Consider the following 16,894-nt stretch of genomic DNA (forward strand, 5'->3'; position numbering starts at 1 on the left):
CCTTACGGGCGCATAACGACGTGGTGCAGGAAGGCTAGTGGATTAGAGGGCGAAGGAGCGGTCCGTGGGCTTAACGGGAGACGGCAGTAGGGTCTGACCCTCCAGGAACCGGTCGACAGCAGCCGCAGCGGCGCGGCCCTCGGCGATGGCCCAGACGATAAGTGACTGACCGCGACCGGCGTCACCGGCGACGAAGACACCCTCGTGGCTGGTCTCGTAGTTGCCGTCGCGTTCCACGTTGCCGCGGTCGTCGAAGGGCAGTTTCAGCTGGTGGCTGAGGTCGTCCGGTTCCGGGCCGGTGAAGCCCATCGCGAGCAGCACGAGATCGGCCGGGATTTCCCGCTCGGTGCCGGCCTTAGGAACGCGGCGTCCGTCGAGGTACTCGGTCTCGGCGATGCGGATGGCTCGCACCTCGCCGAACTCGTTGGCCAGAAATTCAACGGTCGATGCGAGGTATTGGCGGGTGCCGCCCTCTTCGTGGGCGCTGGAGACCTCGAACAGGGTCGGTGACATCGGCCACGGCTGGTTCTCCGGCCGGGTCGTACCCGGCTGCTTGCCGATCGCGAGGTTGATGACGGATGCGGCCAGCTGACGGTGCGCTGTGCCGATGCAGTCGGCTCCGGTGTCACCGCCGCCGAGAACCACGACGTGCTTGCCTTCGGCGGTTATCTGGGCTTCGATGCTGCCGCCGGCGCCGATTTTGTTCTGCTGCACGAGGTATTCCATGGCGAAGTGAACGCCGGGCAGGTCTCGCCCCGGAATCGGCAGGTCACGGGGAACCATGGCGCCGGTCGCGACCACGACCGCGTCGTAGCGAGCACGCAGGTCGTCCCAGGTGATGTCCACGCCGATGTTGACGTTGGCGCGGAACCGGGTACCTTCGGCCGTCATCTGCGCAAGGCGCAGTTCAAGGTGCTTCTTCTCCATCTTGAAGTCGGGGATGCCGTAGCGCAGCAGCCCGCCGATGCGGTCGTCGCGTTCGAACACGGCAACGGTGTGGCCAGCGCGGGTGAGTTGCTGGGCGGCGGCCAGACCGGCGGGGCCGGAGCCGACGACCGCGACGGTTTTGCCGGTCAGGCGACCGGGCGGTTGCGGCTGTACCCAGCCCTTGGCGAAGGCCTGGTCGATGATCGAGACTTCGACCTGTTTGATAGTGACGGCTGGCTGGTTGATGCCGAGCACACACGACGATTCGCACGGGGCCGGGCAGAGCCGTCCGGTGAATTCGGGAAAGTTGTTCGTCGCGTGCAGGCGTTCGATGGCCGCGCGACCCTCGTCGCGCCAGACCAGGTCGTTCCACTCGGGAATGAGATTGCCCAGCGGGCAGCCCTGATGGCAGAACGGCACGCCGCAGTCCATGCAGCGACCGGCCTGCCGCTTGAGCTGCGCGGCATCACCCTGCTCGTAGACCTCTTTCCAGTCCATCAAACGGATGGCCACCGGCCGGCGAGCGGGCAGCTCACGATCCGTGGTCTTCAGAAATCCCTTCGGATCAGCCATTGGTTACCTCCAAGATTCGATTCCAGACGACGAGTCCGTCGGGATCGAGTCCCTCGGCGACGGCCGTCTGTCTGGTCTCCAGTACGGCCGCGTAGTCGCGCGGCAGCACCTTGACAAAAGTGTTCATGGTCTCTTCGAGAGAGTCCAGCATGCGCGCAGCGAGTGCCGAGTCGGTCTGGACCCGGTGTTGTTCGAGCAGATCGCGCACGATCTCACGGTCGACGCTGTCGAGGGCGAGCAGTCGCAACTCCCCCGTGGTGAGCGCCTCGCGGTTGACCCGTTCGGCGGTCAGCCCGTAGACGTAGGCGGTTCCGCCGCTCATACCGGCGCCGAGGTTTCGTCCGGTCTCGCCGAGGATGACAGCGAGTCCGCCGGTCATGTATTCCAGTGCGTGGTCGCCCACGCCCTCGACAACGGCGATCGCTCCGGAGTTGCGCACCAGGAATCGTTCGCCGACGATGCCGCGAATGAACATGCTGCCCTGGGTGGCTCCGTAGCCGATGACGTTTCCGGCGATGACGTTGTCTTCAGCCGGGAACAGGCTAGCCCGGTCGGGACGCACGACGATCTGCCCGCCCGACAGGCCCTTGCCGACGTAGTCGTTGGATTCGCCCTCAAGCCGCAGGGTGATACCGCTGGGCAGGAACGCTCCGAAGGACTGCCCGGCCGACCCGGTGAGGGTGACCTCGATGGACCCGGCCGGCAGGCCGTTCTCGCCGTGGCGGAGAGTGACCTGGTTGCCGAGCATGGTCCCGACAGCGCGTTCGGTGTTGCGGATCGGAAGGTCGATACTGACCGTGCCGCCGTGTTCGAGCACGCTCTGGCTGCGACGGATGAGTTCGTTGTCGAAGTGCTTGTCGAGTTCGTGTTCCTGCGCGCGCGCGCACTTGCGTGGTTCGCTCTCGGAGAAGTCCGGACCGCTCAGAATGGGCGAGAGGTCGAGTCCCTGCGCCTTCCAGTGGGAGAGGGCGCGGTTCACATTCAGAACTTCACGGTGGCCGATGGCTTCGTCGAGGCTGCGGAATCCGAGTTCGGCGAGGTACTCGCGTACTTCCTGGGCGATGAACTCGAAGAAGTTCACGACGTGGTCGGCCTGCCCGTTGAAGCGTTTGCGCAACTCCGGGTTCTGGGTGGCGACGCCGACCGGGCAGGTGTCGAGGTGACAGACCCGCATCATGATGCAGCCGGCCACCACCAAAGGAGCGGAGGCGAAACCGAACTCTTCGGCGCCGAGCAGGGCACCGATGAGCACGTCACGACCAGTCTTCAACTGGCCGTCGACCTGCACGACCACGCGGTCGCGCATGCCATTGAGCATGAGAGTCTGCTGTGTTTCAGCGAGGCCGAGTTCCCACGGCGTGCCGGCGTGCTTGAGGGAGTTAACCGGGCTGGCGCCCGTACCACCGTCATGGCCGCTGATCAGGATCACGTCGGACAGTGCCTTGGCCACGCCAGCCGCGACAGCTCCGATACCAGACTGGCTGACCAGTTTGGTGTGGATGCGCGCCTTGGGGTTGGCCCGTTTCAGGTCAAAGATAAGCTGCTTGAGGTCTTCGATCGAATAGATGTCGTGGTGTGGCGGCGGCGAGATCAGGCCGACGCCGGCCGTGGCGTGCCGGGTGCGGGCGATCCACGGGTAGACCTTGGTGGGCGGCAACTGGCCGCCCTCGCCGGGCTTGGCCCCCTGGGCAAGCTTAATCTGAATATCGTCGGCGTGGGTGAGGTACATACTCGTCACGCCGAACCGGCCGGACGCAACCTGTTTGACCGCGCTGCGCCTGGTCGGGTCGAGCAGCCGGTCGAGGTCTTCGCCACCCTCACCGGTGTTCGATTTGCCGCCGAGGCGGTTCATCGCGATCGCGAGGGTCTCATGCGCTTCCTGCGAGATGGACCCGTAGCTCATCGCGCCGGTGGAGAACCGCTTGACGATCTGCGAGACAGACTCGACCTCGTCGAGCGGTACGGGCGGACGCTGGCCGGGGTTGAGCGTGAACATGCCGCGCAGCGTCATAAGAGATTCGGCCTGGTCGTCGACCATCTTGGTGTACTCGCGGAAGATGTCGTAGCGCCGGGTGCGGGTGGCGTGCTGCAGCCGGAAGATGGTCTCCGGGTTGAACAGGTGCGGGGCGCCGTCGCGGCGCCACTGATACTCGCCGCCGGTGGCGAGGCGCTCGTGAGCGGTCACCGCGGCATCCATCGGGTAAGCGGATGCGTGCCGCGACAGGTTTTCAACCCCGATCACGTCGATGCCGACGCCACCCAATTTGCTCGTGGTGCCGGTGAAATACTGGTCGACGAAGGACTGGGCCAGGCCGACGGCTTCGAAGGTCTGCGCGCCGGCATAGGACGACACGGTGGAGATGCCCATCTTGGACATGATCTTGAGCACGCCTTTACCGAGGGCCTTGATCACGTTACGCACGGCCTTTTCGGGAGTGACATTGGTGATAATGCCGCTGCGTACGAGGTCTTCGCAGGTTTCCATGGCGAGGTACGGGTTGACCGCAGAGGCGCCGTAGCCCATGAGCAGTGCCACGTGGTGCACCTCGCGCACGTCGCCGGCCTCGACGACAATGCCGACCTTCATACGATTCTCGGTGCGAATCAGGTGGTGGTGCACCGCGGCGATCATCAGCAGTGACGGAATCGGTGCGAGGTCCTTGTTGGAATCGCGGTCACTGAGCACGATGAACAGGGCGCCGGCCTCGATGGCCTCGTCAACCTCGACGCAGATGGCGGCGAGCCGCTTCGAGAGCGCGTTCGGCCCCTCTTCGAAGCGGTACAGGCCGCGAATGGTTGTGGTGGTGCGGCTGCCGACGACGGGGTCGATGTGCTGGATCTTAGCCAGTTCGTCGTTGTCGATGACCGGGAAGTCCAAAATGACCTGCCGGGCGTGCTCGGGACCGGCGCTGAGCAGGTTGCGTTCGGGGCCGAGGCCGAGCTTGAGGCTCGTGACGACTTCTTCGCGGATCGAGTCGAGTGGCGGGTTGGTGACCTGCGCGAACTGCTGGGTGAAGTAGTCGAACATGAGCCGCGGGCGGTCACTCAGCACGGCGATGGGGGTGTCGCTGCCCATCGCGCCGAGTGGTTCGGCGCCGGTGCGGGCCATCGGGGTGAGCAGGATGCGCACCTCTTCTTCGGTGTAGCCGAACGTGCGCTGGCGACGCACGACGGATGCCGGTGGGTGCACGATGTGCTCCCGCTCCGGCAGGTCTTTGAGGTTGATGCGCCCCTCCTGGAGCCACTCGCCCCACGGTTCACTCGCCGACAGCTCGGCCTTGATCTCACGGTCGTCGATGATGCGACCCGCGACGGTGTCGACCAGGAACATCTGGCCGGGGCGCAATCGTCCCTTACGCACGACCCGGGCCGGGTCAATGCCGAGCACGCCGGTCTCGCTCGCCAGCACGACGAGGCCGTCGTCGGTGATGAGGTAGCGGCCGGGACGCAGGCCGTTACGGTCCAGGGTCGCACCGACCAAGGACCCGTCGGTGAACACGATCGCGGCGGGGCCGTCCCACGGCTCCATGAGCATGGAATGGTATTCGTAGAAGTCACGACGATCGTCGTCGAGGTCGGTCTGGTTTTCCCAGGCCTCCGGCACCATCATCATGATGGCATGCGGCAGCGACCGCCCAGACAGGCTGAGCAGTTCGACGACCTCGTCGAAGGACGCTGAGTCGCTAGCGCCCCGAGTGACGATCGGCAGCAGCGGTGCCAGGTCGCCGAGCAGCTCGGACTCGAGCTGGGACTGGCGCGCGCGCATCCAGTTGCGGTTGCCCTGCACCGTGTTGATCTCGCCGTTATGGGCGATCATGCGGAACGGTTGCGCGAGCGGCCACGATGGGAACGTGTTGGTGGAGTAGCGGGAATGCACGAGGGCGAGCGTGGAAACGAAGCGTTCGTCGGACAGGTCGGGGTAGAACGGTTCAAGCTGCAGGGTCGTGACCATGCCCTTGTAGACCAGGGTGCGGCAGGACAATGAGACGAAGTAAATCTCCAGCTCACGTTCAGCGCGCTTGCGCAGCCGAAAGGTCTGGCGATCGAGGGCGATGTCCGAAAGCGGCTCGCCGGCTTCGGTGGTGCGGGTGCTCTGCACGAACACTTGCTGAATGGCGGGCATGTTGGCGCGAGCCTGACTGCCGAGGTCTTCCGGGTGCACCGGAACCTCACGCCAGCCGAGGATCGTGAGGCTTTCCTCGTCGGCGATGAGGCTGATCGCTCGTTTGATACCCGTGCGGGCGGTGGGGTCGGTCGGCAGAAAAACGTTGCCGACGGCGTACTGGCCCACCGGGGGAAGCGCAAAATCGGTGACGGCGCGCAGGAAGGCATCCGGTATCTGGGTGATGATGCCGGCACCATCACCGGTTCCGGCATCGGAGCCGACCGCGCCGCGGTGTTCGAGGTTACGCAGCGCGTCGAGGGCCTGGGTGATGATGTCGTGCCCGGCGGTTCCGCGCAGGGTCGCCACCATGGCCAGGCCGCACGCGTCGCGTTCGGCCGCAGGGTCGTACAAGCCCGAGGCTTCGGGCATGCTGCTGAAGCGGGAATAGAGAGGTTTCTGAGCCATTGAGACCGTCCTCACGAAATGACTGGCAGTAAGGGACGACGCTGGCCCGAAGAAGATGAATGCAGGGAGCTGTAGCCATAGCCCTGTTCGGGTTCGGCCTGTTCGAGTTCGCCCTGGCCGGACAGCGCTACATGTGTGTCAACTGGGATTCAGCGAACGTGAGTCTACAGACGCGAAGCGCTCGTGCTTGTGGCTGGAGCCTCGGGTGATTCGGTGTGGTCATCGGCATCATCGCTTTGATCCGCGGTGTTGTGATCGTCTGACTCCGAATCGCTGTCATCGAATTCTACCCCAGCGTCGGGCGCAATCCATTCGCGACCGGGCATATACGGGCTGGGTTCGAGACCCGGGTGGCGGTGGCGCTGCACGAGAATGATGACAAGGCCGAGCGCGATCGCCGCGAGAGCCGCCCAGACATTTGTGCGAATTCCGAAGTAAATCTCGCTCGGGTCGATGCGAATCGACTCAAAAAAGCTGCGACCCAGTCCATACCAGATGAGGTATGCGCCCAAGGTCTGGCCGAACCGCAGACGGAACTTGCGCTCGAGGTAGAGGATGACAGCGACGCCGAGAAGGTTCCAGATGATCTCGTAGAGAAAAGTTGGGTGGAACAGCGTGTCGGCTGGCAGCCCCAGCGGGAAGGCCGGATTGCTCGGCTGTATTTCCAGGCCCCAGGGCAGAGTCGTCGGCAGTCCGAACAGTTCCTTGTTGAACCAGTTTCCGAGACGCCCGGTGGCCTGCGCGACGAGCAGGGCAGGGGCGACAGCGTCGGCGAAGGTCCAGAAGCGGATGCCGGCCAGACGACAGCCAATGTACGCACCAACCGCTCCACCCAGCAGCGACCCGAAGATAGCGTTGCCGCCCTCCCAGATGTACAGGGTGCGGAGCAGATCGGCTCCTTCGAAGAAGTAATCGCCCGGGTGGCTGAGCACATGGTAGATGCGGGCCCCGACGATGCCGAGGGGTACGGCCCACAGGATGATGTCGAGCACGACTCCCGGCTCGGCGCCGCGCTTGGTCAGGCGGCGGGAGGTGATGACCGTCGCGAGGATGATTCCGGCGAGAATGCACAGCGCGTAGGCGTGAATGCGGAACGGGCCGAGATCGAAGAAGCTCCAGTCGGGGCTCGGGATGCTCGTGCTCAGAAGACTCAAAGACACCTGGGTACTACCTTTCATCGTGACTCACGTCACCGGGGGCGAATCGATCGATCGCGTCGATTATTTTAGTGGAGAACGCGCTTAGGAGGCCGGGCGAATATCTTGCGCGCCGGCGGCGAGTTCGAGCGCCAAACGCGCCACGGCCGGCACTCCCCCGTCGGTGAGCGCCTTGACGAGGGCTGAACCGACGATGGCGCCGTCGGCGTAGCCGAGGATTTCGCGCACCTGCTCGGGGGTGGAGATGCCGAGGCCGACACACGCGCTGGTGCAGCCGACGTCGCGCAAGCGCTCCACCAAGATGCGTGCGGCCGCATCGACGCCGGCGCGAGCGCCCGTGGTACCCATCGTCGAGACGGTGTAGACGAAGCCGCGGCTCGCTTCAATCGCCTGAACCAGGCGGGCATCGGAAGAGGACGGTGCGGCCAGGAAGACCCGGTCGAGTCCGGTGCGTTCGCTGGCAGCCATCCAGTCGCCCGCTTCGTCGGGAATCAGGTCGGGCGTGATCAGGCCGGCACCACCGGCGGTGCGCAGGTCGTCGGCGAAGCGTTCAACACCGTACTGCACGACCGGATTCCAGTAGGTCATGACAAGGACGGGGGCATCGACCTGGGCGGTGATGGCCTTGATGGCTTCGAACCCGTGAGCCAGTTTGAAACCATTGGCCAGTGCCTGCTGGGTGGCAGCCTGAATGACCGGGCCGTCCATGACCGGGTCGGAGTAGGGAAGGCCGAGTTCGATGATGTCGACTCCGTTGGCAACGAGGGCCACCGCGGCGTCGATGCTCTCGTTCAGTGTGGGGAAACCGACCGGCAGGTAGCCGATGAGGGCGCCCCCGCCCTCGGAACGCCGCCGGGCAATGGTCTGCTCGACCGTGCTCACGGTGCCGCTCACGACTGGGTCACTGATTTTTTGGGGGTTCATGACTGCTCCGCGCCTTTGTCGAGCAGGTCGAAGTACCGGCCAGCTGTTTCCATGTCCTTGTCACCGCGGCCACTGAGATTGACCAGGATAGTCGCCTCCGGGCCGAGTGCGCGGCCGAGTTCGAGCGTACCGGCGAGGGCGTGCGACGACTCGATCGCTGGAATGATGCCCTCGGTTCGGCTCAACAGGCGCAGGGCGCTCATGGCCTCATCATCGGAGATCGGCAGGTAGGTGGCCCGGCCGATGCTCGAGAGCCAGGCGTGCTCTGGACCGACTCCCGGGTAGTCGAGGCCGGCCGAAATGGAGTGTGACTCGATGGTCTGACCGTCTTCATCCTGCAGCAGCATGCTGCGGGCGCCGTGCAGCACTCCGGGACGGCCCTTGGTGATGGTTGCCGCGTGCCGCAATGTTTCGATGCCGTCTCCGGCCGCTTCGTAGCCGAACAGCGCAACATCGGGGTCGTCGAGGAAGGCGTGAAAGATTCCCATAGCGTTCGAGCCGCCGCCGACGCAGGCGGTGACGGCGTCCGGCAGGCTGCCGGTCAGATCGAGAACCTGCTGGCGGGCCTCTTCCCCGATGATCTTCTGAAAGTCCCGCACCATGGCGGGGAACGGATGCGGTCCGGCCACGGTTCCGAAAATATAGTTGGTGGTCTCCACGTTGGTGACCCAGTCACGCATGGCGTCGTTGATGGCGTCTTTCAGGGTGCGTGAGCCGGTCTTGACCGGCACGACCTCGGCGCCGAGCAGACGCATCCTGGCTACGTTGAGCGCTTGACGCTCGGTATCGACCTCGCCCATGTAGACAACACATTCCAGCCCAAACAGGGCGGCGACGGTAGCCGTTGCCACGCCGTGCTGACCGGCTCCGGTTTCAGCGATCACGCGAGTCTTGCCGATGCGCTTGGTGAGCAGGGCCTGGCCCAGTGCGTTGTTGATCTTGTGCGAACCGGTGTGGTTGAGGTCTTCGCGCTTGAGGATGATGCGGGCGCCGCCGGCATACTCGGCGAAGCGCGGCACCTCGGTGATGATGGAGGGGCGACCGGTGTAGCTATGGTGCAACTCCATCAGCGCCGCAGCGAAGGCGGGATCCTTCTTGGCGAGTTCGTATTCCGCCGTGAGTTCGTCGAGGGCCGCCACGAGGGACTCGGGCACGAATCTGCCGCCGAAGTCGCCAAAATACGGGCCGGACTGTGTACGCAAAGACATTTTAGACCGCCAAAAACTCGGAGAGGGTTCGGATGGGATCACTCGTGACGAGCGCTTCGCCGACCAGCACGACGTCGGCACCGGCAGCACGGTAGTGTGCGACGTCGGCGGCGGTCTTGACGGCGGATTCGGCGACGCGGATGACGCCGGAGGGGATTTTGTCGGCGAGAGCGCCGAAGAGGTTCTGGTCGAGTTCAAAAGTGGACAGGTTGCGTGCGTTGACACCGACCAGATTTGCGCCGATATCGAGCGCCCGGCTCACTTCGTCACCGCTGTGCGTTTCGACCAGCGCAGTCATGCCGAGTTCGCGGATGAGATCGTGCAGGGAGACCAGGGTGACCTGGTCGAGGGCGGCCACGATGAGCAGCACGAGGTCGGCGCCGGCCGCGCGGGCCTCAAACACCTGGTAGGGCGTGCCGATGAAGTCCTTGCGAAGGATGGGAATGCTCACGGCAGCGCGCACCTGCTCGAGGTCGGTCAGCGAGCCGTGAAAACGGCGACCCTCGGTGAGTACGCTGATGGCGCTCGCACCGCCGGTCTCGTAGGAGACGGCCAGGGCTGCCGGATCGCTGATGGCGGCCAGGGAGCCGCGGCTCGGGCTGGACCGCTTGATCTCTGCCAGAATTTTGACGCGATCGGTCGGGGCCAGGGCTGCCAGCGCGTCGAGAGCGGGCGCGTGAGCGCGCGCCGAAGCCTCCACGCTTGCCAGCGGGCGAGTGAGGAGGCGTTGTTCGGCGTCGGAGAGCGCGCCAGCGAGAAGTTCTTGGAGCACCAGGTCTCAGCGCAGCCGGTTAGTGGCCGTGCGAGGTAGCGGGCGCAGCACTGACGCCGTAGCCGACCTTGCTGAGCACATAGCCAACGATTACACCGACGATGAGCAGCCCGAATGAGGCCCAGACGAGCCAGGCCAGTTCGAAGAAGAAGGCGATGGTTCCGATGGTGAAGGCTGCCAGCATGATGGTGACAGCGGTCCAGGCCGCCGCGGAGTGGCCGTGTCCGGGATCTGACAGATCGATGCTCATGGTTCTCCTCGTGAATACGTTTAGTGCGTGGATAAGCGGGTTAAGTCTAGCGGAGCGGTGGCCGGCGTTCAGCGAGCGGTCGGGTCTTCGCCGCGACTGAGGTCGTCCCAGTCGCCGACGGAGTCGTTGGCTGCGACCTCGGTAGGCTCGTAGCCGACCGGCGGCACGGCGGTGTCGGACCCGTCCGGCGACGCCACCGTTTCAAAGCGCACAGCCTGGTATTTGCGCGTCTGGCCGGGCCAGCGGGCGCTCGTCAGAATGACCGCCACTCCGGTGGCCGCCATGATGACGGCGGCAGCCAGGGCGACGAAGGGCCAGGGCGTCACGACCGTACCGATAACGCTGAGCTTGATGGATTCGTGCCCGGCGATCCCGGTCGCGGCGGTGACCGCGGCTGCGCTGGCCTGGGACGGGTCCTCGACCGCGAGGTACGCAGCAAGGAACACCGAAAACCCCAGCAGCACCTCGAGTGCACCGAGCACGACGCGGATAAACCGCCCGGCAATGGTGAGGGCTCCGGCGAGGGCGAATCCGGAGAGGGCCAGTGCCGTCAGGGCAGGAGCGGCGACGGCCCCGTCGATCTCCAATACCTGCGTGCCGGCATCGGGCAGCCCGACTTCGGCCTGCACCCACATTTGGGTCCAGGCCAGCAGGGCCAGCGAGCTCGCGGCCAGGACCGTGAGGATGAGCACGAGTTTGAGCCGGCGCGGGGGCATCCGTTCTGCCATTAGAACACCCGCCGCATCGCGTTGGCCACGGCCACCGCACGCAGGGGCGCGGCCGCCTTGTTCTTAGACTCCTGGTACTCGGAAGCAGGATCGGAGTCGGTGACGACGCCACCGCCGGCCTGCACACGGGCGACGCCGTCCTTGATGGTGGCGGTGCGGATGGCGATGGCGAGGTCGGCGTCGCCGGCGAAGCCGAAGTAGCCCACCACTCCCCCGTACACGCCGCGTTGGGCCGGTTCGAGGGCGTCGATGATCTCGAGTGCCCGAGGCTTCGGCGCGCCAGACAGGGTTCCGGCCGGAAAGGTGGCGCGGAAGACGTCGATGGCGGTCTTGCCGGGGACGAGGTTGCCCTCGACCGAGGAGACCAGGTGCATGATGTGGCTGAAGCGTTCTATGCGCATGAACTCGGTCACTTCAACGGATCCGGCCAGGCAAACCTTGAGCAGGTCGTTGCGGGCGAGGTCGACGAGCATGAGGTGCTCTGCGCGTTCCTTGGGATCTTCGGCGAGTTCGATCGCGTAGTCGGCGTCGGCATCCGGCGTACTGCCGCGGGGTTTGGAGCCGGCGATCGGGTGCGTGAAGACGCGTTGGCCCTGCACCTTGACGAGCGCTTCGGGTGACGAACCGACAATCCAGTAGGGGTCACCGCCCGGCGTCTCGAGGCTGAGCAGGTACATGTACGGGCTGGGATTGAGGCTGCGCAGTACCCGGTAGACGTCTATGGGGTGGGCCGTGCAGACCTGGTCGAAGCGCTGCGAGATGACGACCTGAAACACGTCGCCGTCGACGATGTGCTGCTTGCCGATATTGACGGCGGCGAGAAAATCATCGCGGGTGGTTCGATAGCTTGGCGCGCTCGGAGCTTGCAGGTCGACCTCGGCGAGCCAGGCTTCGGCGGGCGCGGCCAGGCGCTTCTGCAGGGAGTCCAGCCGTGCGGACGCGTCAGCCCACAGCTCGTCGGGCGTGTCGGTGCCGTCGCCGAGCACGTTGGCGATCAGTTGCACCGTGCCGTACTTGTGGTCGAGCACGACGAGGTCGGCGACGAAGCTGAAAGACTGACCCGGCACATCGTAATCGGCCGGCGGCTGGTGCGGCAGGCGCTCAATCTGGCGAATCGCCTCCCAGCCGATGAAGCCGACCAGCCCGCCGGTCAGCGGCGGGTGCTCGGGCAGCCGCGGCGTCTGCCAGCGGTCGAAGAGGTAGGCCAGGGCGGCGAGCGGTCCGAGCGTCGCAGCGGAGCCGAGGGCGCGGTCAGCGGAGAGTCCGTAGTCGATCCAACGAGTGTCGTCACCCTCCTGGGTGAGCACGCCGAAGGAGGAGACCCCGACGAAGGAGAATCGCGACCAGATCCCGCCCTGTTCGGCGGATTCCAGCAGAAAACTGCCCGGCAGGCCGTTGGCGAGCTTGCGATAAATGCCGACCGGGGTTTCCCCGTCGGCGAAGAGCTCACGAATGACCGGGATGACCCGGTGCGCGTCGATGAGCGCATCGAACTGGGCGCGCGTGGTGGAGCCGGCCGTGCGGGCGCCGGTTGCGGCTGGGGTGCTATCGGTCATTCCATAGGCCTTTCCAAGCTGATTGCACCCAGATCGCGGCCGTCAAAGCAGGTGCGCGTGCCGGTGTGGCAGGCCGCGCCGACCTGGTCGACCTGCACGAGCAGGGTGTCGTTGTCGCAGTCGAAAGCGGCGGAGTGCACGTACTGGGCGTGCCCGGAGGTGTCGCCCTTGCGCCAGAACTCCTGCCGGCTGCGTGACCAGAACGTGACGCGCCCCTCGGTGAGGGTGCGGCGCAGCGCTTCCCGGTTCATCCAGCCGAGCATGAGTACCTCGCGGCTGTCGAACTGCTGGATGACGGCGGGCAGCAGTCCGGCGTCGTTGAAAATTGCAGCATCAAGCTGATCGGTGAGGTCGGCGCTCATCAGCGCACCAGCATTCCGGCTTCAGACAGCTCGCGCTTGACGTCGCCTATGGTCAGTTGTGCAGAGTGAAAAACGGATGCCGCCAGCACGGCGTCCGCCCCGGCCCGGATGGCCGGTGGAAAGTCTTCAACCCGTCCGGCGCCGCCGGAGGCGATCACCGGTACCCGGCTGTTGGCCCGCATGAGCGCGATGAGCTCGGTATCGAAGCCGGCTTTGGTGCCGTCGGCGTCAATCGAGTTGACCAGGAGTTCCCCGGCTCCCAGCTCGATCGCTTGCCGGGCCCAGGCGACGGCGTCCAGATCGGTCTCGGTGCGCCCACCGTGGGTGGTGACGACGAAGCCGCTCTCGGTGCGTTGGGAACGTTTGACATCGAGGCTTAACACGAGCACCTGGGCGCCGAACCGGTCGGCGATTTCGCCGATCAGGGCCGGCCGGGCGATGGCTGCGCTGTTCACGCCGACCTTGTCGGCGCCGCTCGCCTGCAGGCGAGAGACGTCTTCGACGCTGCGAATGCCTCCGCCGACGGTGAGCGGAATGAACACCTGCTCAGCGGTCGCGCGCACCACGTCGTAGGTTGTCGCGCGATTATCGACCGTCGCAGTGACATCGAGAAAGGTGAGCTCGTCGGCGCCCTGCTCGTAGTACCGGCGCGCGAGTTCGACCGGGTCGCCGGCGTCGCGCAGGTTCTGAAAGTTGACCCCCTTGACGACGCGACCGTTGGCCACGTCGAGGCAGGGAATGACGCGCACACTCAGGCTCATCGCTAGTTCTCCTCCGCTGGTTCTTAGAGGCGGGCGTTGTGAATGGTTGTGACCAGAATGGCCCTGGCGCCGAGGGCGTAGAGCGCGTCCATCACGTTGTTCATATCGAGGCGGGCGATCATGACCCGCACGGCCGCCCACTCGGGATCGTGCAGGGAGGAGACCGTCGGCGACTCGATGCCGGGAGCGAGCGCTGCGGCGGCGTCGAGCAGGGCGAGCGGGATGTCGTAATCGAGCAGCACATACTGGCGAGCCACCAGCACGCCCTGCAGGCGACGCAGCAGCGTGTCAATTCCGGCCTTGTCATTGGTGGAGCTGATCAGTACGGCGGTGGATTCGAGGATGACCGGTCCGAAGATTTCGAGGCCGGCCTTGCGCAGCGTGGTGCCGGTGGAGACGACGTCGGCGACGGCATCCGCTACGCCGAGCTGCACGGCGGATTCGACCGCGCCGTCGAGTTCGACCAGCTCGACGGTCACCGAGTGGGTGGCGAGGAAACGTTCGACCAGGCCAGGGTAGCTCGTCGCGACGCGCAGGCCGTGGAGGTCTTTCAGCTCGGTGAAGCGGCCGGCCGGCCCGGCGAAACGAAAGGTGGAGTCGCCGAAGTCGAGGCTGGCGATCTCAACCGCCTTCGAGTGCGAGTCAAGCAGCAGGTCGCGGCCTGTGATTCCGACGTCGAGGGCGCCGGATCCGACGTAGGTGGCGATATCGCGGGGACGCAGGTAGAAGAATTCAACCCCGTTGCGGGGGTCAGCGGTGACAAGGTCGCGCGGGTCGCGGCGGCCGGTATAGCCGGCTTCGGCGAGCATCTGCGCGGCGGTTTCAGACAATGAACCCTTGTTGGGCACGGCAATTCTCAGCATGGGACTACTCTCTCGGTTTTGTTTCACACGACTCGTGACTGATATGGGCCAGCATTGGGCGCTGGCGCAGGTCACAAATGTCGGTAAATGTCGGCCGGAGAGAGCCCCTTGGCGATCATCATGACCTGCAGGTGGTATAGCAATTGGGAGATTTCAGCGGAGGTTTCGTCATCGCTTTGAAACTCGGCGGCCATCCAGACTTCGGCGGCTTCCTCAACAATTTTCTTGCCGATGGCGTGCACGCCGGCGTCGAGTTCACGTACGGTGCCGGAGCCCTCTGGGCGGGTGCGGGCCTTGTCGCTCAGTTCTACGAAAAGGTCATCGAAAGTTTTCACGACTCTAGGTTACCCGCCCCGTGACGGTGGCTGGCCGCGCGCTCGCGCAGCAGAGCGATCTGGGCGGCCGGATTGTCAGCACCAAACACGCTGGAACCGGCCACAAAAGTGTCTGCGCCGGCTGCAGCGGCGATCTGGATGGTCTGCTCGGTGATGCCGCCGTCGACCTGCAGCCAGAGGTCAAGGTCGCTGCCCTGTACTTTCGCGCGCAGCTGCGCCAGCTTCGGCATGGTCGATTCCATGAAGCTCTGCCCCCCGAAACCGGGTTCGACGGTCATTACGAGCACCTGGTCGAATTCGGGGAGCAGCTCAAGGTAGGGCGTGACGTCGGTGCCCGGTTTAAGCGCAATTCCGGCGCGGGCACCGATCTGGCGCAACCGACGGGCCAGCGCGACCGGTTCGGTGGTGGCCTCGGCGTGGAAGGTGACCGAGAAAGCGCCAGCCTCGGCGTAGCCGGGCGCCCACCGCTCGGGGTCGTCGATCATCAAGTGGATGTCGAGCGGCAGCGGCGACACCTGCTGCAGGCGTTCGACCATGCCGAGGCCAAAGGTGAGATTCGGCACGAAGTGGTTGTCCATGATGTCGACGTGCACCAGATCGGCCGTGCGAATGCGACCCAGCTCGCTCTCAAAGTTCGCGAAATCAGCGGCGAGGATGCTGGGGTTGATGCGGTTGGCCATCCGCTCAGCCTAGCGAGCTACAGCTGCGCACGTGGCTACCCTCGGGTAGTTCGCACCGCTCGTCGGATGGTCACCTATCTTCACGTGATGCAACGACCGGAAGCCCCGAATTGTCGCGATTCGGCCGGGACGTAACCTCTGCCCCGGGCCAGACGGAGCCCGTCTCAGGCCGTCAGGAGGTCGCGTCGGACCAGCGCTGGCCTATTTGTTCCAGTTGGGTTGTTCGGTGGTGGGTGGTGAGGGGTCCGTCGAGGCCGTCGATCCAGCCGGCGCCGCGGCCGGCGAGGAGGTCGTTGATGTTGATGTGTACGAGTACGGTGGGGGCGGCTCCGCCCATGGTGGGGGTGTCGGGGTGTCGGGTTGTCGGGCGGCGGGTTCGAAGACGGCGCGGAGGATGCCGGCTCGTTTCTCGCTGATGGACCGGGTGTCGTCGGGTTGTTGCGGGCAGGGACCGAGCCCGTCGGGCTGAACACTCTCTTCGGCTTCGGCTTCGGCTTCGGTTTCGGCCTCGACTTCTGCCTCAGCCTCCGTCGGTTTCTCGGCAACAGCCTCGGCCGGGTTCTCGCTGGCCGCAGATTCCTCGTTGGTGGTGGTGCCGGGGACGGCTCCGTTCTGCAGGGCATCGCCAAGAACGGGGTATATGGGGGTGAGGGGGCGGCCGAGCAGCATCCGTTGGCCGGTTTCCGCGCCGAGCGCGGCACGCTGGCGCACCTGGGCGCGGGAGACCCGGGCCAGGGTGCAGACCAGCTCGACGCCGCTGCGGCAGCCGAGCCGACGCGCCAAGGTCGGCGCGGCCAAAACCACCGCCGCACCGGCGGCCGTCTGGGCCGCCACACTCTGGCCGGCGGTAGCCCGAGCTGCGGCGCTCTTCGCGGCGGAAGCATCGAAGTACTCGGAGAGGCGGAGCACATCGGTCGTGGACAGCACCCGGGCTCCATCGACGACTCGGCCCACGCTCTCCAAAGCCAGCAGCATAGTCAGGGATTCCTCGTCACCGAGCAACTATTTGGACGCGCTTATGGAGGGTATTAGCACGGGACGCCCCGAGATGGCGGTAATCACAGGCCTATGCTGATTCCCAAAATCGTGAACTTCGCAGGCTACATAGCGAAGTTTTGTTTGAATTGATTTCCCGAAGTGTTTAGGGTCAGGCATCCGTTCCGGTTACGGGGATGTCCCCAAACGCCGGCAGGGCCTATCTATATCGGGCCCGCGCATCCGCTCGCCG

At 65.3% G+C, this 16,894-nt stretch carries 15 protein-coding genes; all 15 read right to left on the reverse strand.

Going from position 1 to position 16,894, the window contains the following annotated elements; all coding sequences use genetic code 11:
- Positions 1–42 precede the first annotated feature (42 nt).
- Entirely contained in the window at positions 43–1,500 is a 1,458-nt protein-coding gene (locus QMK31_RS01575) for a glutamate synthase subunit beta (protein ID WP_283499196.1), read from the reverse strand.
- On the reverse strand, positions 1,493–6,070 hold the full coding sequence (gltB, locus tag QMK31_RS01580; RefSeq protein WP_283499197.1) for a glutamate synthase large subunit: 4,578 nt from the start codon (positions 6,068–6,070) through the stop codon (positions 1,493–1,495). The genes QMK31_RS01575 and gltB overlap by 8 nt, the downstream gene beginning before the upstream one ends.
- 164 nt (positions 6,071–6,234) lie before the next feature.
- Positions 6,235–7,230 carry a prolipoprotein diacylglyceryl transferase gene (lgt, locus tag QMK31_RS01585; protein ID WP_502852214.1) on the reverse strand — a complete coding sequence of 332 codons (996 nt, stop codon included), beginning with the start codon at positions 7,228–7,230 and terminating at the stop codon, positions 6,235–6,237.
- 81 nt (positions 7,231–7,311) lie between these two features.
- Positions 7,312–8,151: a tryptophan synthase subunit alpha gene (gene trpA / locus QMK31_RS01590; protein ID WP_283499198.1), complete on the reverse strand. Its 840-nt coding sequence runs from the start codon at positions 8,149–8,151 to the stop codon at positions 7,312–7,314.
- Positions 8,148–9,359: a tryptophan synthase subunit beta gene (gene trpB, locus QMK31_RS01595; protein WP_283499199.1), complete on the reverse strand. Its 1,212-nt coding sequence runs from the start codon at positions 9,357–9,359 to the stop codon at positions 8,148–8,150. Before trpB ends, trpA begins: the two co-directional genes overlap by 4 nt.
- 1 nt (position 9,360) lies before the next feature.
- Positions 9,361–10,131: an indole-3-glycerol phosphate synthase TrpC gene (trpC, locus tag QMK31_RS01600; protein WP_283499200.1), complete on the reverse strand. Its 771-nt coding sequence runs from the start codon at positions 10,129–10,131 to the stop codon at positions 9,361–9,363.
- A gap of 19 nt (positions 10,132–10,150) precedes the next feature.
- Positions 10,151–10,381, reverse strand: coding sequence for a DUF6704 family protein (locus tag QMK31_RS01605; RefSeq protein WP_283499201.1), 231 nt, complete (start codon positions 10,379–10,381; stop codon positions 10,151–10,153).
- A 68-nt stretch (positions 10,382–10,449) separates the two neighbouring features.
- Complete coding sequence (locus QMK31_RS01610; protein ID WP_283499202.1) at positions 10,450–11,097, reverse strand: Trp biosynthesis-associated membrane protein; 648 nt, start codon at positions 11,095–11,097, stop codon at positions 10,450–10,452.
- Positions 11,098–11,108: 11 nt separating this feature from the next.
- Positions 11,109–12,665 carry an anthranilate synthase component I gene (locus QMK31_RS01615; protein ID WP_283499203.1) on the reverse strand — a complete coding sequence of 519 codons (1,557 nt, stop codon included), beginning with the start codon at positions 12,663–12,665 and terminating at the stop codon, positions 11,109–11,111.
- Positions 12,662–13,027, reverse strand: coding sequence for a phosphoribosyl-AMP cyclohydrolase (gene hisI, locus QMK31_RS01620; RefSeq protein WP_283499204.1), 366 nt, complete (start codon positions 13,025–13,027; stop codon positions 12,662–12,664). The genes QMK31_RS01615 and hisI overlap by 4 nt, the downstream gene beginning before the upstream one ends.
- Positions 13,027–13,788 carry an imidazole glycerol phosphate synthase subunit HisF gene (gene hisF / locus QMK31_RS01625; protein WP_283499205.1) on the reverse strand — a complete coding sequence of 254 codons (762 nt, stop codon included), beginning with the start codon at positions 13,786–13,788 and terminating at the stop codon, positions 13,027–13,029. Before hisF ends, hisI begins: the two co-directional genes overlap by 1 nt.
- Before the next feature lie 23 nt (positions 13,789–13,811).
- Positions 13,812–14,651 (reverse strand): ATP phosphoribosyltransferase, encoded by an 840-nt coding sequence (gene hisG / locus QMK31_RS01630; protein ID WP_283499206.1) that lies wholly within the window; start codon positions 14,649–14,651, stop codon positions 13,812–13,814.
- Between the two features lie 71 nt (positions 14,652–14,722).
- Positions 14,723–14,986 (reverse strand): phosphoribosyl-ATP diphosphatase, encoded by a 264-nt coding sequence (locus tag QMK31_RS01635; protein WP_092107778.1) that lies wholly within the window; start codon positions 14,984–14,986, stop codon positions 14,723–14,725.
- The gene (gene rpe, locus QMK31_RS01640) at positions 14,983–15,666 is read right to left on the reverse strand and encodes a ribulose-phosphate 3-epimerase (RefSeq protein WP_283499207.1); all 684 of its coding nucleotides are present in this window, start codon (positions 15,664–15,666) and stop codon (positions 14,983–14,985) included. Before rpe ends, QMK31_RS01635 begins: the two co-directional genes overlap by 4 nt.
- A gap of 201 nt (positions 15,667–15,867) precedes the next feature.
- Complete coding sequence (locus QMK31_RS01645; protein WP_283499208.1) at positions 15,868–16,641, reverse strand: hypothetical protein; 774 nt, start codon at positions 16,639–16,641, stop codon at positions 15,868–15,870.
- Between the last annotated feature and the right edge of the window lie 253 nt (positions 16,642–16,894).

Origin of the sequence: Cryobacterium sp. PH31-O1, assembly GCF_030063455.1 — a bacterium.
Lineage (GTDB): Bacteria > Actinomycetota > Actinomycetes > Actinomycetales > Microbacteriaceae > Cryobacterium.

Excerpts from the sequence above, each read along its gene's own strand:
- QMK31_RS01575 (WP_283499196.1), bottom strand. The coding sequence starts at position 1,500 with ATGGCTGATCCGAAGGGATTTCTGAAGACCACGGATCGTGAGCTGCCC.
- gltB (WP_283499197.1), bottom strand. The coding sequence starts at position 6,070 with ATGGCTCAGAAACCTCTCTATTCCCGCTTCAGCAGCATGCCCGAAGCC.
- trpA (WP_283499198.1), bottom strand. The coding sequence starts at position 8,151 with ATGAACCCCCAAAAAATCAGTGACCCAGTCGTGAGCGGCACCGTGAGC.
- trpB (WP_283499199.1), bottom strand. The coding sequence starts at position 9,359 with ATGTCTTTGCGTACACAGTCCGGCCCGTATTTTGGCGACTTCGGCGGC.
- QMK31_RS01605 (WP_283499201.1), bottom strand. The coding sequence starts at position 10,381 with ATGAGCATCGATCTGTCAGATCCCGGACACGGCCACTCCGCGGCGGCC.
- QMK31_RS01610 (WP_283499202.1), bottom strand. The coding sequence starts at position 11,097 with ATGCCCCCGCGCCGGCTCAAACTCGTGCTCATCCTCACGGTCCTGGCC.
- QMK31_RS01615 (WP_283499203.1), bottom strand. The coding sequence starts at position 12,665 with ATGACCGATAGCACCCCAGCCGCAACCGGCGCCCGCACGGCCGGCTCC.
- hisI (WP_283499204.1), bottom strand. The coding sequence starts at position 13,027 with ATGAGCGCCGACCTCACCGATCAGCTTGATGCTGCAATTTTCAACGAC.
- hisF (WP_283499205.1), bottom strand. The coding sequence starts at position 13,788 with ATGAGCCTGAGTGTGCGCGTCATTCCCTGCCTCGACGTGGCCAACGGT.
- hisG (WP_283499206.1), bottom strand. The coding sequence starts at position 14,651 with ATGCTGAGAATTGCCGTGCCCAACAAGGGTTCATTGTCTGAAACCGCC.
- rpe (WP_283499207.1), bottom strand. The coding sequence starts at position 15,666 with ATGGCCAACCGCATCAACCCCAGCATCCTCGCCGCTGATTTCGCGAAC.
- QMK31_RS01645 (WP_283499208.1), bottom strand. The coding sequence starts at position 16,641 with ATGCTGCTGGCTTTGGAGAGCGTGGGCCGAGTCGTCGATGGAGCCCGG.